16 protein-coding genes and 2 pseudogenes are annotated in these 13,436 nt (G+C 56.5%); 9 read left to right on the top strand and 9 right to left on the bottom strand.

What is annotated here, in order from left to right; translation table 11 throughout:
• Positions 1–17 precede the first annotated feature (17 nt).
• A complete protein-coding gene (locus tag F475_RS07920; RefSeq protein WP_111453612.1) occupies positions 18–314 on the bottom strand; it encodes a hypothetical protein in 297 nt (98 codons plus the stop codon).
• A gap of 373 nt (positions 315–687) precedes the next feature.
• On the opposite strand from F475_RS07920, the gene F475_RS07915 reads away from it, so the two are divergent.
• The 3 genes from F475_RS07915 to F475_RS07905 all read left to right on the top strand — a co-directional run bounded on the left by F475_RS07915 (position 688) and on the right by F475_RS07905 (position 2,152).
• Complete coding sequence (locus F475_RS07915) at positions 688–1,221, top strand: hypothetical protein (protein ID WP_111453611.1); 534 nt, start codon at positions 688–690, stop codon at positions 1,219–1,221.
• 171 nt (positions 1,222–1,392) lie between these two features.
• Complete coding sequence (locus tag F475_RS07910; RefSeq protein WP_018926051.1) at positions 1,393–1,662, top strand: DUF2790 domain-containing protein; 270 nt, start codon at positions 1,393–1,395, stop codon at positions 1,660–1,662.
• A 91-nt stretch (positions 1,663–1,753) separates the two neighbouring features.
• The gene (locus F475_RS07905) at positions 1,754–2,152 is read left to right on the top strand and encodes a hypothetical protein (RefSeq protein WP_018926052.1); all 399 of its coding nucleotides are present in this window, start codon (positions 1,754–1,756) and stop codon (positions 2,150–2,152) included.
• On the opposite strand, the gene F475_RS07900 is transcribed toward F475_RS07905, so the two are convergent.
• Positions 2,149–2,418 carry a DUF1652 domain-containing protein gene (locus tag F475_RS07900; protein ID WP_026286409.1) on the bottom strand — a complete coding sequence of 90 codons (270 nt, stop codon included), beginning with the start codon at positions 2,416–2,418 and terminating at the stop codon, positions 2,149–2,151. The genes F475_RS07905 and F475_RS07900 overlap by 4 nt on opposite strands.
• A gap of 390 nt (positions 2,419–2,808) precedes the next feature.
• On the opposite strand from F475_RS07900, the gene eco reads away from it, so the two are divergent.
• A complete protein-coding gene (gene eco, locus F475_RS07895) occupies positions 2,809–3,291 on the top strand; it encodes a serine protease inhibitor ecotin (RefSeq protein ID WP_086944229.1) in 483 nt (160 codons plus the stop codon).
• Between the two features lie 30 nt (positions 3,292–3,321).
• On the opposite strand, the pseudogene ilvA reads toward eco, so the two are convergent.
• Both ilvA and F475_RS07885 read right to left on the bottom strand, forming a co-directional pair.
• Positions 3,322–4,317: pseudogene (gene ilvA, locus F475_RS07890) on the bottom strand (threonine ammonia-lyase, biosynthetic); the annotation flags it as partial.
• Between the two features lie 222 nt (positions 4,318–4,539).
• Positions 4,540–6,018: a RimK family protein gene (locus tag F475_RS07885; protein ID WP_168206168.1), complete on the bottom strand. Its 1,479-nt coding sequence runs from the start codon at positions 6,016–6,018 to the stop codon at positions 4,540–4,542.
• A 200-nt stretch (positions 6,019–6,218) separates the two neighbouring features.
• Between F475_RS07885 and rimI the strand changes: the two are divergent.
• Positions 6,219–6,665: pseudogene (gene rimI, locus F475_RS07880) on the top strand (ribosomal protein S18-alanine N-acetyltransferase); the annotation flags it as partial.
• 55 nt (positions 6,666–6,720) lie between these two features.
• Here the strand turns inward: rimI and F475_RS07875 are convergent.
• Together F475_RS07875 and F475_RS07870 are read right to left on the bottom strand one after the other, a co-directional pair.
• Positions 6,721–7,869, bottom strand: a complete 1,149-nt coding sequence (locus F475_RS07875) for a PQQ-dependent sugar dehydrogenase (RefSeq protein WP_111453608.1) — start codon at positions 7,867–7,869, stop codon at positions 6,721–6,723.
• Between the two features lie 51 nt (positions 7,870–7,920).
• A complete protein-coding gene (locus tag F475_RS07870) occupies positions 7,921–8,283 on the bottom strand; it encodes a hypothetical protein (RefSeq protein WP_111453607.1) in 363 nt (120 codons plus the stop codon).
• A 213-nt stretch (positions 8,284–8,496) separates the two neighbouring features.
• On the opposite strand from F475_RS07870, the gene F475_RS07865 reads away from it, so the two are divergent.
• Complete coding sequence (locus F475_RS07865) at positions 8,497–9,357, top strand: Ku protein (protein ID WP_111453606.1); 861 nt, start codon at positions 8,497–8,499, stop codon at positions 9,355–9,357.
• A gap of 80 nt (positions 9,358–9,437) precedes the next feature.
• Here the strand turns inward: F475_RS07865 and lpxO are convergent, their stop codons facing one another.
• Positions 9,438–10,337 carry a lipid A hydroxylase LpxO gene (lpxO, locus tag F475_RS07860; RefSeq protein ID WP_111453647.1) on the bottom strand — a complete coding sequence of 300 codons (900 nt, stop codon included), beginning with the start codon at positions 10,335–10,337 and terminating at the stop codon, positions 9,438–9,440.
• A gap of 234 nt (positions 10,338–10,571) precedes the next feature.
• Here lpxO and F475_RS07855 point away from each other — a divergent pair, with 234 nt between their 5' ends.
• Both F475_RS07855 and F475_RS30665 read left to right on the top strand, forming a co-directional pair.
• Positions 10,572–11,249 (top strand): SOS response-associated peptidase family protein, encoded by a 678-nt coding sequence (locus F475_RS07855; protein WP_028940522.1) that lies wholly within the window; start codon positions 10,572–10,574, stop codon positions 11,247–11,249.
• Positions 11,250–11,431: 182 nt separating this feature from the next.
• Positions 11,432–11,644 carry a hypothetical protein gene (locus tag F475_RS30665; RefSeq protein WP_111453605.1) on the top strand — a complete coding sequence of 71 codons (213 nt, stop codon included), beginning with the start codon at positions 11,432–11,434 and terminating at the stop codon, positions 11,642–11,644.
• On the opposite strand, the gene F475_RS07845 is transcribed toward F475_RS30665, so the two are convergent.
• Positions 11,614–11,955 carry a hypothetical protein gene (locus tag F475_RS07845; RefSeq protein WP_018926064.1) on the bottom strand — a complete coding sequence of 114 codons (342 nt, stop codon included), beginning with the start codon at positions 11,953–11,955 and terminating at the stop codon, positions 11,614–11,616. The genes F475_RS30665 and F475_RS07845 overlap by 31 nt on opposite strands.
• Before the next feature lie 154 nt (positions 11,956–12,109).
• Here F475_RS07845 and dapF point away from each other — a divergent pair, with 154 nt between their 5' ends.
• Positions 12,110–12,928 carry a diaminopimelate epimerase gene (dapF, locus tag F475_RS07840; protein WP_111453604.1) on the top strand — a complete coding sequence of 273 codons (819 nt, stop codon included), beginning with the start codon at positions 12,110–12,112 and terminating at the stop codon, positions 12,926–12,928.
• A 39-nt stretch (positions 12,929–12,967) separates the two neighbouring features.
• On the opposite strand, the gene F475_RS07835 is transcribed toward dapF, so the two are convergent.
• Positions 12,968–13,249, bottom strand: a complete 282-nt coding sequence (locus F475_RS07835; protein WP_081626508.1) for an excalibur calcium-binding domain-containing protein — start codon at positions 13,247–13,249, stop codon at positions 12,968–12,970.
• Positions 13,250–13,436: the final 187 nt, after the last annotated feature.

Genomic DNA, 13,436 nt, shown 5'->3' with positions numbered 1-13,436 from the left:
TTTGTCATGCTGTGGCGTCAGACCGGCGCTTTCCACCCCATCATCCGCTGCTGCGCAACCTGCAGCAGGTCGTAACCATCCTGAGTCAGTAAATAAAGCGCATGGGTAATGTGCGGGATGTCCTGAACATCACCGTGCTTGAAGCATAGGCAGTGGAGTGTTTCAAGTAGCTGGCTGGAGGCTCGGATGCGCTGTAGGGCAGATTCGAGGATGTCTTGGGGATTGGCTTCAGTGTCGATCACCAAGGGATTTGAGTCGGTAAGGCCACTTTTAATTGAACGGTAGCGCTCGGGGAATGGGTTTATCGTTGGCATAGTAATTACTCGGCATTAATTTAGTAATCGCCAGCACCGTGACCAAACGATGGGTGGCGGCTGTGCACAGGCTTGGTCAACCGATAACGCCAAATCGGCTCGCCCGAAGGCGTCCCGCACACAGCCGCCATTACAACGCAATACGAGACGTAGAAGTCCGCAGTGCGAATGAGGGCACAAATATGTGCGACGTTAACAGGTGACCAAACCTGTTCGCTGATTTTGCAGCGACGCCAAACAGTAAACGCTGGCAGCCGGCCGGCGAAAGACGACAACACGCCCCAGCCTGTAGGAACGGGACGAAGCTTTCTTAGGATTTATCACGACTCACGGGCAGTAACGTAGGACCCGACAACCGAAGGGATTTCCCCGAATGCAAACACCATGGAAGTACATCATCGCGGCACTGCTAGCCGCCCCGGCCTACGCGCAACCACTCCAGACAATCCTCACCTGCCCTTTGGCCGATAGAACTCAGGTGTCCTTGCTGGCGGAAACGAATGCGCAAGGCCACCGCCTGTTTGTGAAACTCGACAGCAAAATCCAACCGGCCTTTACCGACATCCCGGATTTCGACTTTTTCGGCGAAGTCTTCCTGGCAAAGTGTGTTTCTTCCAGCCTGATATTCGCCTTCGCATACGGCTCGCCGTATCTAAAAGGCGTCGTTTTACGCAAGAACCCTGTCACTCACACCGTCGAGCGAATCGATTTTGCCGAGAAGGCGCTACCACGTTGGCTGTACCTCGGACGAGAGCAGATCCGACTGGTCATTCCTAATATCGGGTATGAAGTGTCGGCGAAGTTTCTGGTCTATGACTATGTTGCTGGAAGGGGGCAGTTGGAAGGACCCGCTGGTATAGAGACGCCTCCAGATCGACGTGGATTCAAGGTTGTGCGCCTCGAATAGATAACCATACAACCGGCTCGCAACAACCATTAGCCCGCTACTTAACCTTCGATTAATCCTGCGGTCCAAAACTTTACTGGACCGCACTCCCTCAGCACCCTCTGACGCCCAGTGCGGCAGGTTCGACGCTCTTGCATCGAACTGGCTTCCCCTCTGCACTGGAGACCCATCATGAACATGCGAACACTGCTGATGACCACCGCCCTCGCCTGCACCGCTTTCGCCGGTTTCGCTCAGGCCAACGACACGTCGTCCTCTCAGGCCGTGCCTTATCACTACGGCATGCCGCTGAATGTGGGCAAGGTCATTTCCATGACCGAACCGTCGACGCTGGACTGCGAAGTGGTCACGGCGGACATGAAGTACATCGATAGCACCTCGGGCAAGCCTGCGGAAATTACCTATCGAAAACTTTCTGACGCGTGCAGTTATCAGAGCTGACAGACGATTCTGATTCGGCACTTGGCGGTAGGCCTGCGGGGATTCTGAGGCTATGCTTCGGCGTCCCCCTCTACCGCCGAAAGGATTCGCCATGCCGTTCTCGTTTCGCACGCTTTCAACGTTCACCGCCGCGCTTTGCTTTCTGCTGGCGCTGGTGTGGGGTTTGATGCCGCAATGGTTGCTGGCGATCTGGAGTATCGAGTATTCGCCCGCAGCGGGGTTTGTGGCCAGGCGCAGTGCGGTGCTGTTCGGTGCGCTTGGGGTGATGTTTTATCTCGTGCGGCAGGCACCGCCCTCGGCGGCGAGAAGTGCGATATGCAGCGGCTTTATGGTTGGCTGTTTCGGCTTGGCAGCGCTGGGCTTCGGCGAATGGCTCAATGGTCATGCCGGGCCGGGTATCTTACTGGCGATCCTGGTGGAATTGGCACTGGGTCTGGGGTTTATCCAGACCCGGCGCGTGTCGCTCGAATTGGGTGAAACAGTCGGCTAATGAGCTTTCGACTTAGTGCTGGGCAAATGGCTATGGGTCTTGTGCTCAAGGTCGGTGCGTAACTCGGCGATCAGATGATTAATCTCCCGACATCCGTTGAGGCGATGGGCGTCTATGCCGGTGACGCACAGGTCGAGATGGTCAGTCTCGTTGTCCGAATACACCTTGACGGTCATCGACAGATCCGGAGATAGCGTGCATTGGCAGCGTTTCGGAAGAAAACTGCTTTCAACGATATTGCGTAGTTCCAAGGCAGAAAGAAACATGGCCACCCTCTCGGTATTGTGAGATTGCCAATCGAAAATCAATTGTCGGTCGGAGCTCAGATCACCCGTTCTTTTCTTCCTTGCGGGCTTCATCGTTCCAACGTCCGACCGTTTTTTTGTTTCAGCGCTGACTCAACGGGACCGTGGTCAGCTCAAGACAGCTTCAGCATAAAACATGCCCGGAATTTCGCCCTGCGGCTCGTCGGCCAATCAAGGGTTTAACAAAGAAGGCAATACATCACGTCATGCAAAATGCAAGAAAGGACTGTTTTCGACACCTGCATTTTGCAACCCATCTCTGATGGCGGGTTTGCATTGACCGAGGACGGCAGTGAGAATGCGGCCATCTGTTCAGTATCCGCTGACCCAACGCACACGCAAGGAGGCATTATGGGTGCTTTGCCCTTTAATACGACCGTCGGGCTGATAGTTACCGTTCTGTCGTCCGTTGCCCAGGCCGCGACACTCGAAGACGTCGCGCCGTATCCCAAACCAGAGAGCGGCTTTACCCGCCAGGTCATTCATCTCGCCCCGCAAAAACAGGAAGACGCCTACCAGGTCGAAATTCTGGCCGGCAAGACCCTGACCGTCGACTGCAACCGTCAGCGTCTAGGCGGCATGCTTGAGGAAAAGAACCTCGAAGGCTGGGGCTACCCGTTTTACCGGCTGGAAAAAGTCACCGGCCCGATGAGCACCCTGATGGCCTGTCCTGACGGCAAGCACAAACAGGACTTCGTGCCGGTGGTCGGTGACGGTTTCAAGCTGCGCTACAACAGCAAACTGCCGATCGTGCTCTACGTGCCCAGTGATGTCGAAGTGCGCTACCGGATCTGGTCGGCGTCGAGCCGCGTCGAGAACGCCGTTCAGGAATAACTGGTCCATCCCTCACGCCGGGGCGCCGCTCAATGCGGCGCGCTCGGCCACATGACGCAAGCTGTCGAAGTTGATATTCGCACCGGAGTCGATGGCCACCAGGGTCTGCCCTCGGGTGCCGGTTTTCGCCACGTACTGCTTGATGCCCGCCACGGCCAGGGCGCCGGAAGGTTCGGTGATCGAGCGGGTATCGTCGTAAATATTCTTGATCGCGGCGCAGAGTTCGTCGTTGCTGACGGTCAGCACTTCATCGACGCAGAACCGGCAGACCTCGAAACCATGCGCGCCGATCTGAGCGACGGCCACACCATCGGCGAAGGTGCCAACGGTCGGCAGCACAACCCGTTCGCCGGCCTGTAAGGCCGCCTGCAAACAGGCGGAATGTTCCGATTCGACACCGATGATCCGCACTTCCGGGCGCAGGTATTTGACGTACGCGGCGATACCGGCGATCAAGCCACCGCCGCCCACCGGCACAAAGATCACATCCAGCGGCCCTTGGTGCTGACGAAGGATCTCCATGCCGACGGTGCCCTGCCCGGCGATCACGTCCGGGTCGTCGAAGGGCGAGACAAAGGTGCGGCCGGTTTGCTGTGCCAGGTCCAGCGCATAGGCCAGGGCAAACGGAAAACTTTCGCCGTGCAGCACCGCATCGGCGCCCCGGCTGCGCACACCCAGCACCTTTAATTCCGGCGTTGTGCAGGGCATGACGATAGTGGCGGCAATCCCCAACTCGCGAGCCGCCAACGCTACGCCTTGGGCATGATTGCCTGCCGATGCGGTGATCACGCCCCGAGCCTTCTGTTCATCGCTCAGGTTCACCAGCTTGTTGTAAGCACCACGGATCTTGAAGGAAAAAGTCGGTTGCAAGTCTTCGCGCTTGAGCAGGATCTGATTGCCCAACGCCTCGGACAAGGCCGGTGCCGCTTGCAGCGGCGTGCGCACGGCGAGTTCGTAGACCGGCGCGGCGAGGATCTTTTTCACGTAATGCTCAAGCAAACTCTGCTGGGCGGGGGTGCTGTTCATGGTCGTCTCCTGACTTTGATCGGAGCCCAAGAGACAGAAACTAAAAACCCGCCTCTAGGGCGGGTTGGGTGCTGCAGTCGTGAGCTAGCCCGCCAAATAAGGAATGGCGGTAATAATGCTTGGCTGGCAGCGCAATACGGTGGAAGTCATGGCTGGAAATTAGCCGGCCGCTGATGGCAAGTCAATGGCCAAATTTCAACAAGCTCTGTAGGTTGAGGCCACTCACCAAGCCTGACCACGGCGTTTAAGCTCCAGCCGCCGGACGAACTCTTCCAGCACCAACGTGTACAGATCGTCCTGCAGGTACGCGTCTTCGATGCCGGCGTCGATGTTCGGGTTGTCGTTGACTTCGATCACCACCACTTTGTCGCCGGACTGTTTGAGGTCGACGCCATAGAGTCCGTCGCCAATGAGATTCGCGGTTTTCACCGCCAGTTCAACCACCGCGCGCGGCGCTTCGTGAACCGCCAGGGTGCGGCATTCGCCGTTGATGTCCTGGCCTTTGGCCTTATGGTTGTAGATCTGCCAGTGGCCCTTGGACATAAAGTACTGGCAGGCAAAAATTGGTTTGCGGTTGAGCACACCAATGCGCCAGTCGTACTCGGTGTAGAAGAATTCCTGAGCCAACAGCAACACCGAGTGCTCGAACAGTTCGGCGGTGGCCTTGAGCAAGGCTTGCTGGCTTTCGACCTTGATGACGCCCCTTGAGAAACAGCCGTCGGGGATTTTCAACACCAAAGGAAACCCCAGACGCTCGCCTACCCGCTCAAAGTCTTCCGGTCGCTCCTTGTAGAGGATTTCAGTGGCCGGCATGCCCAGTTGATGGCTCTTGAGCAAGTCAGTCAGGTAAACCTTGTTGGTACAGCGCAGGATCGACGCCGGATCGTCCATCACCACCAGGCCTTCACTCTCGGCTTTTTTCGCGAAACGATAGGTGTGGTTGTCGACGCTTGTCGTCTCGCGTATCAGCAGCCCGTCGTATTCGGCGATTCGGGCGTAGTCTTTGCGTTCGATCAGCTCAACGTCGATGCCCAGCATCTTGCCGACCCTGACAAAGTTGTCCAGAGCCTTGGGGTTGGAGGGCGGCAATGTTTCTTGCGGATCGTGCAGAATGGCCAAGTCATAACGGGTCAATCGCCTGGAGCGCGGCAGACGCCAGATCTTGCGACTGAAACTATCCAGCGCGTTAGCAAACTGGTCTTCCTGATCTTCACGCAACTTATGCAAGGTGCCAAACTTTACACCTTCGATGTGCCAACCGTTAGTTCGGCGAAATTCAACTAACAATATCGGACAAGGGAAAACCTCGAATAACTGTCGAGCCAATTCCTGTAATGGCTCGATGGAGGTCTGGCCGAAGTACAGGGTCAAGGTGAAACCTTCGGTGTCACTGTAGACATGATGACTTAAGGCTTTTTCCAGGGTTTTATCCAGATCGTCCAGGGCCAGGCCATACAGGGACTTTCGGGTCAGCTCGCTGATGGTCCGCACCGACGGAATCACCTTGTGCCCCCGCGCTTCGGCCAACAGCGAGCAGTAATAACCGTGCCCGAGGTACTTGTAACTGCGGCACAGGTTGATCACCTGAACCCGTTTGCCCTGCTCGTTGTTACGGGTCTGTTCGAGGTATTCCTGGGCGGTGACGATGTCTTCACTGGGAAAGTATGAGGCCCAGTCTTCCTTGCGTTCGACGATTATCATCAACGGACTGGAAGTTCTGATCGAGGCATTTAAATAGTTTGCAGAAGTTATTGCCGTCGGCAACGTTTGTTCGGATACTTCGCGCCAATGACCTTGTACCGCTGACATAGTGATTGATCCGTTGGAGAACAAGACCTTTCCTATTAAGCACGAACTTTTTCGAAAGTCCCGTTTCGTTACACAACTTTTACGGCGGTCATATGAATCCTGTTTTTCGCCTGGCGGTCATTGAAGACGTTCCAGCGCTGCTGGCACTCGAACAGCAATGCTTCACCACCGACCGGCTCAGCCGGCGCAGTTTTCGATGGATGATCAGCCGGGCTCACGGGCAACTGCTGGTGGCCCAACGTGGCGAGCGATTGGTAGGGTATGCGCTGGTGTTGTTTCACCGGGGTACTTCACGGGCACGTCTGTACTCGATTGCGATCGCCGTTGATGCTCGCGGCAGTGGGCTGGGCAAGCAATTGCTCGAACGCGCCGAAGCCTGCGCCCTTGAGCACGATTGCGCCTGCCTGCGACTTGAAGTTCGCATCGACAACCCGATGGCAATCGCTCTGTACGAGCGCAACGGTTATCGGCGATTCGGGCTGATTCATGACTATTACCAGGACCATGCCGACGCGATGCGACTGGAGAAACACGTTCTGTAGCAGCTGCCGAACACAGGCTACGCCAGCAGCTACAAAGGTTGTGCGAGTCTGTTTACTTCAACCCAACCTTGTACAACGCACCATCGTCTTCATCGGTCAGTACATACAGATAACCATCCGGCCCCTGCCGCACATCGCGAATCCGTTTGTTCAGCTCACCCAACAGCCGCTCTTCGTGAACAACCTTGTCGCCGTCGAACTGCAGGCGGATCAGCTCCTGGCCCACCAGCGCGCCGATAAACACGTTGTGCTGCCAGGCCTTGAAGCGATCGCCATCGTAGAACGCCATGCCGCTGAGGCCGGGGGATTTTTCCCAGACATGCTGTGGACCTACGGTGCCTTCGACGATTTTGCCCTTGGCTTCCGGGATCGGCAGGCCGGAATAGTTGATGCCGTGGGTTGCTATCGGCCAGCCATAGTTCTTGCCACGCTCGATGATGTTGACTTCGTCACCGCCCCGGGGGCCGTGCTCATTTTCCCAGAGCGTGCCGCTCCAGGGGTTGAGCGCCGCGCCTTGCGGGTTGCGATGGCCGTAGGACCAGATTTCCGGGCGTACGCCTTTTTGCCCGACGAAGGGGTTGTCCTTCGGCACCTTGCCGTCCGGATAGATCCGCACGACCTTGCCTTGCAGCTTGTCGAGGTCCTGCGCCGTGGGTCGATCGTTGTTCTCGCCCAGGGTGATGAACAGATAACCGTCGCGGTCGAACACCAGACGGGAGCCGAAGTGATTGCCAACCGAAAGCTTGGGCTCCTGGCGGAAGATCACATTGAAATCCTTGAGGGCCGTCAGGTCTTCCGACAACCTTCCGCGACCGACCGCCGTACCCGCCTTGCCGCCCTCACCGCCACCTTCGGCATAAGACAGATAGACCATGCGGTCTTGCTTGAAGTCGGGCGACAACACCACATCGAGCAACCCGCCCTGCCCGTTGGCCCAGACCTGAGGCACACCGCTGAGCGGACTCGAAAGTTTGCCATCGACACTGACCACCCGCAGGTTGCCCGGCCGTTCGGTCACCAGCATCCCTTGGCGACCGGGGAGGAACGCCAGCGCCCAGGGATGCTCCAGACCTTTAACGATCGGCGTGACCTCAAGGGTGCCCTCCTCACTTTTCAATTCCTGGGCAGGCGCTGCAAACACGGGCGCACTGATGATCAGTACGCCGGCAAATAGTGTAGTCAGGAGGGTCTTATGCAACATGCACGATTCCTTTTGTGGTCAAAATGGCTGGCAAGACCTCTGTCCTGCCGTTCAACGGTTGCTGGTGTCTGCGTCCCGATGAGGTGGATTGGGTATGAATGTCGGTGGGCTGGCAGGAGCCTGGCGATCCTGCGGATAACGGTTGCCGATACCGCCGTTCTCCAGGGTCGGTGGTCGCGGCGCAGGCGCCGTACTCGGCCCGCGGATCACCGAGATGCCGGGTCGCGTGCCTTGCATGCTGTTGGGATTGGCCCGGCGGATCGGGTTGTTGTAAGGATTGTTATTGGTGCTGCCCGGCAGGTTCTGGGCCAGCAGCAAGGGCGAGGATGGCGGCGCGGCGGCATCGGCCAGGGCCAGGCTGCTTAGCACGCCACTCAATGCCAGTGCGATGACGCCGAACACACATCGGTTCATGGAAACCTCTCTAAAAGCGCGTGCAACGCTTCATGGATGAATAGAGCCACGCTACGCCCGGGGTTCGGATTTGTTAACTAAAACCTCCTTCAGAAGATGTAACACCAGTTGACTGCACCGTCGATCAGCCCGCAAAAGCGGGTCGCAGCCGACTGAAACTTTCCCCCGGGCAACAGGTCACCTGAACATCAATGGGCTGACGAGAACACGACGATGGCACGGGCAATCTGGAAAGGCGCAATCAGTTTCGGTCTGGTGCACATCCCCGTGGCGCTGGTCTCGGCGACGTCTTCCCACGGGATCGATTTCAACTGGCTCGACAGTCGCAGCATGGAGCCGGTGGGCTATAAACGCGTCAATAAGGTCACTGGCAAGGAGGTCACCCAGGCGCACATCGTCAAAGGGGTCGAGTACGAAAAGGGTCGTTACGTGGTGCTCAGCGAAGAGGACATTCGCTCGGCCCATCCACTGTCGACCCAAACCATCGACATTTTTGCCTTTGTCGACAGCAAGCAGATCCCCCTGCAAAACATCGACACCCCCTATTACCTGGCGCCGGACAAACGCGGTGGCAAGGTCTATGCGCTGTTACGCGAAACCCTCAGCAAAACCGGCAAGGTCGCCCTCGCCCGTGTGGTGTTGCATACCCGCCAGCACCTGGCGGCCGTCATGCCGCTGGAATCGGCCCTGGTTCTGGTGATGCTGCGCTGGCCGGCCGAAGTGCGCAGCCTGGATCAATTGGAGTTGGGCAGTGAAGTGACCAGGCCGGACCTGGCCAAGGGCGAGCTGGAGATGGCCAAACGGCTGGTGGAGGATATGAGCGCCGACTGGACACCCGAGGAGTACCGCGACAGCTTTGAAGACAAGATCATGGCGCTGGTTGAGCAGAAGGCGAATGAAGGCAAGATCGAAATCGTCGAAACCGCTACGGGCGAGGACGAACGCAGGACCGCGGATGTGATCGATCTGACTGAACTGCTCAAGCGCAGCCTCGGTGCCAGGAGTGCCGGTAAAACGGCAGAAAAAGCCAAAGCGAGCACAGATAAAAAAGCCACGAAGCATTCTCGTGGCTGATCGATTATTGGAGTGCCCATACGTTATGCGGTGAAAATACTGGCCTGCTCGCAATGACTAAATGCGCCGCAAAGCAAAACTCAGATCAGCACAAAAATCGCCAGCAACCCGCCAAAAATCGCCCACTTCTCCAGGTAATAGCGAGCGCGGTTACGCTTTTTGAGTGCTTTGCCGCGCAGGCGAACCGTGTAGATTTTGGCAAACAAACGGTTGATAGCACCGGTCTTGTCACCCGCATCGTTCGGTGCCCCCGCCGCCGCCATCACTGTGCGGCTGAACCAGCGGTTGAACGCCGCCGCCCAGCGATACTTCATCGGCCGTTCGACGTCGCAGAACAGGATGATGCGGTTCTGCTGGGTGCTGTTTTCAGCGTAATGAATGAACGTTTCATCGAACATCACCGCTTCGCCGTCACGCCAATGGTAGCTCTCACCGTCGACGTTGATGTAGCAACCGACATCGTTCGGCGTTTCCAGCCCCAGGTGATAACGGTACGAGCCGGCATACGGATCGCGGTGGCGGACCAGTTTGGAACCCGGTGGCAGTTCGGCAAACATCGCTGCCTTGATCGAGCCAATGCTTTGCACCAGTTCAGTAGTACGCGGGCAGAGCTTCGCGGCCGATGGGTGACTGTCGCCATACCACTTGAGATAGAAACGCTTCCAGCCACTTTTGAAAAACGAGTTGAAACCAACGTCGTCGTACTGATTCGAGCGCTTGATCTCCCCGGCCTTGAGCAGGTTCTGGCCTTCGGCGCGAATCTCTTCCCAATGAGCCTGCAAAGGGCTCAAGTCAGGAAAGTCCGCCGGATTGAGATAAGGCCGATTGGGGATTTTCGAGAACATATAAAGGAAGCAATTGATCGGCGCCAGAAACGTCGAGTGGTCGCTTAGTTGGCGGCCTGGTTTGTGGCGCACCTTACCGCGCAAGTGGACATACGCGATGGAGATGACATAGATAGCGGCAATAATGAGTTTCACGGAAATCGTCACACGTCTGAAATGAACAAAGTGCGTCCCGATGGCGCGTTCTTGAGCCATGCCGACAATCGACATGGGGGCGAAAGATGTCATTTTAGCCATACTTTGTAACCAATAGTTAACCTTCAACTGTGAAAATGTGTCTACTGATGCCCGCCAAAATGCCACGCGGCTTTAACGCCCTATTAGTTCAAAGGATCGTCTAAGCTCAGATGTAAGCATGAGGGCTCAGCCATGTGCGGACGACTTTCGCAGTACCGAGGCATTCACGACTTCGTCAAGGCGCTGAGCATGCCCAACGCCTTGGTCAACAATGCCGGCGATCAGCCATTCGAGCTCTACAACGCCGCACCGACGACTCAGCTCGCCCTCTTCCACCAGGAAGGCGACGTGCTGCACGCCGACAGGGTTCGCTGGGGCTGGCGGCCGCATTGGTCCGAAGAACACCCTATGCCGATCAATGCCAGGGTCGAGAAAGTCAGTCACGGCCCATTCTTCAAAGCCATATGGCCGCACCGGGCGATCGTTGCCATCGATAACTGGTTTGAATGGGTTTACGAGGGCGGCCCGAAGAAGCAGCCCTACCTCATCCGCCGCAAGGATCGCGCACCGATCCTGTGCGCGGCGATCGGTCAATACCCAAGGTACGAACATCAGCCGGACGAACATGACGGCTTCGTGATCATCACCGCCGACAGCAAGGGCGGCATGGTGGATGTTCATGATCGCCAGCCGGTGACGCTGAATGCCGAACTGGCCCGGGAATGGCTGGACCCGGCCACGCCGAAAGAGCGAGCCGAGCAGATAGTACTGTCGCAGGGCGAGCCGGCCGAGACATTCGAGTGGTTCAAGGTTGATCAAGCCGTGGGCAATGTGCACAACGATGGCCCTGGACTGATCGAACCTATCTGAACATCGCGCGACACCATTCGTCGCATGGAAAGCGTGGCGCGGAATACGCGTCAATGTCTGGCTTAGGGTTTGCACATGCCGGCGATAGCGGCCCCAGAACGACGTAATTCTGACGCGGCGGCATTCACATTAACGTTTAAGGACTCCAGCGATACGCTTGGTCAGTCACCGGGAGATGTAACGTGTCAACTCTCAACGAAATCGCAGCGAACCACGCGAGAATGGCTAAGGCAAAGGAAGAAGAGTCGACCGGGCTGAGTGAGCGCCCCCCTCAAATAGTGGGCAGTTTCGAAATCACATGCATTGATGAGCAACAGCACATTCCACTGCACCTGATCACTGGCGTACAGGACAACCACCATCATTACAGTGGGCAGATAGCAACAACGTCATAACCACTGTCTGGAGAAGTGATCTGCACAGTCCAGCCTTGCGTAAAAGTCATCTCGTGATACTCGACGATGGCGCTGATTTCCGGGCAAAGCTTTTTGGCGTCCTCTGGAGAACGGTCTACCGAGATATTGACCGTACGATCCTCGGCCGAGAATTCGGAGGCCTGGGTCAAGGCATCATTGCCATCGAGGATTTTGCAGAGCAATGAGGCGTTTTCGGCGGACTCATCCGTAGCGCTGGAGTAAGCGTATTGAGCCGTCACAATCGTCAGGAAACAGAACATACCTGCTGCGAATTTGTTTCTCACTTCCATGTTCCTTGGGTGGGGGATGGAATACTAATTCAAGAGTCGATCAATCGTTATCGGTTTCGAGGGCCGGTGTTTTTCTTTACCCGCTCACGGCTTGCAAAGGTTATGTGATTGGGGCTAGATCGTTCTCAAACGCCAGTTCGCCCAGGATCTATTTATGCCGCTGAGTTTTCATAAAATGCACGCCAATGGCGATGACTTCGTCATTGTGGACTCGCGAAACTCGGCCAATCCAGTGACAAGTAGTTTGGCTCGGCGAATGGGTGATCGGAACCGAGGCGTCGGATTCAATCAACTCGCAGCAGTGCTTGATTGCGATGATGCCGATGCCCGCTTGATGTTTTGGAATGCAGATGGCTCCACGCTGGATGCTTGTGGCAGCGCAACGCGGGGTGCCGCGGACATGCTGATGCGCGAATCCAGTATGACTTCGATAGCGCTGCGAACCAACCGTGGCCTACTCACTTGCGAACGAACTTCAGCCGGCGCAATTTCGGTCAACATGGGCGAGCCGCTTTTCGGCTGGTCGGATATTCCCCTGGCTCAGGAACTGGACACTGCTGTTTTGCCACTGGCTGGTGGCCCGGCAGCTTGCAGCATGGGCAATCCTCACTGCACCTATTTTGTGGATGATCTGACAGCCATTGATATAGCGACCCTCGGACCGACCATTGAAACCGACCCACTGTTTCCTCTCAGGACGAACGTGCATTTCGTCCAGATCATTAACCGACAACACATACGGTTGCGCATTTGGGAGCGCTGGGGTGGTATTCCGCTTGGTTCAGGCTCTTGCTCTTGTGGCGCCGCTGTCAGCGGAATTCGTCGTGGTTTATTAGACCATTCCGTTGAGGTTGAATGTGATGGCGGCACCGTAACGGTTCGATGGGATGGCGTGGGCCCGGTCTTTCTCATCGGGCCGGTAGAGACTATTTTTTCGGGAACAATCACGGACAACTTATTACAAGTTTTGTAGCCGTCAGGCCCGTTTATTCCCCTTGTCCCGCGGCAAAAGTCATTGGCACCACTGCGACTCACAGGGCACGCCATCGTTGTCGCCATCCATTTTCATTCCCGGACAATTTTGCAGAAATTTTTTGGCCTCTGCACACGAGGTCATCTGCGAGCAATATTGGCGTCCGTCACATTTGAATGGCGCAGAAACAGGTTTCGGCGCAGTCGCGACTGTAGGGGTTACTTTCGGGGGCGGTAGCTTGGCTTCAACCCAAGGTTGTAACTCGGGGGATAGCTTCCAGGCCAACAAACCAATGATTAACACGACCAAAATCAGTTTCATTTGATTCATCCGTGACTAGAGGCCGTTTATATTCTAGTCGCTTAGAACGAATCATCTGGCAAGAGCAACCAAAGCCTCGATGCCCTGGAGAGAGACTGCCGCCTCATGCGGCATGGAGAGATAAATCCGGATAGGTGCCCACCCTGACCAAGTGCTGGCCATTCAGCAATCCTTCTGAAAGACACCT

It is taken from the genome of Pseudomonas sp. URMO17WK12:I6, from assembly GCF_003253625.1.
Classification (GTDB): Bacteria; Pseudomonadota; Gammaproteobacteria; order Pseudomonadales; family Pseudomonadaceae; genus Aquipseudomonas.
The sequence above is the reverse complement of the archived record's forward strand: the minus strand, read 5'-3'. Positions and strand labels throughout refer to the sequence as shown.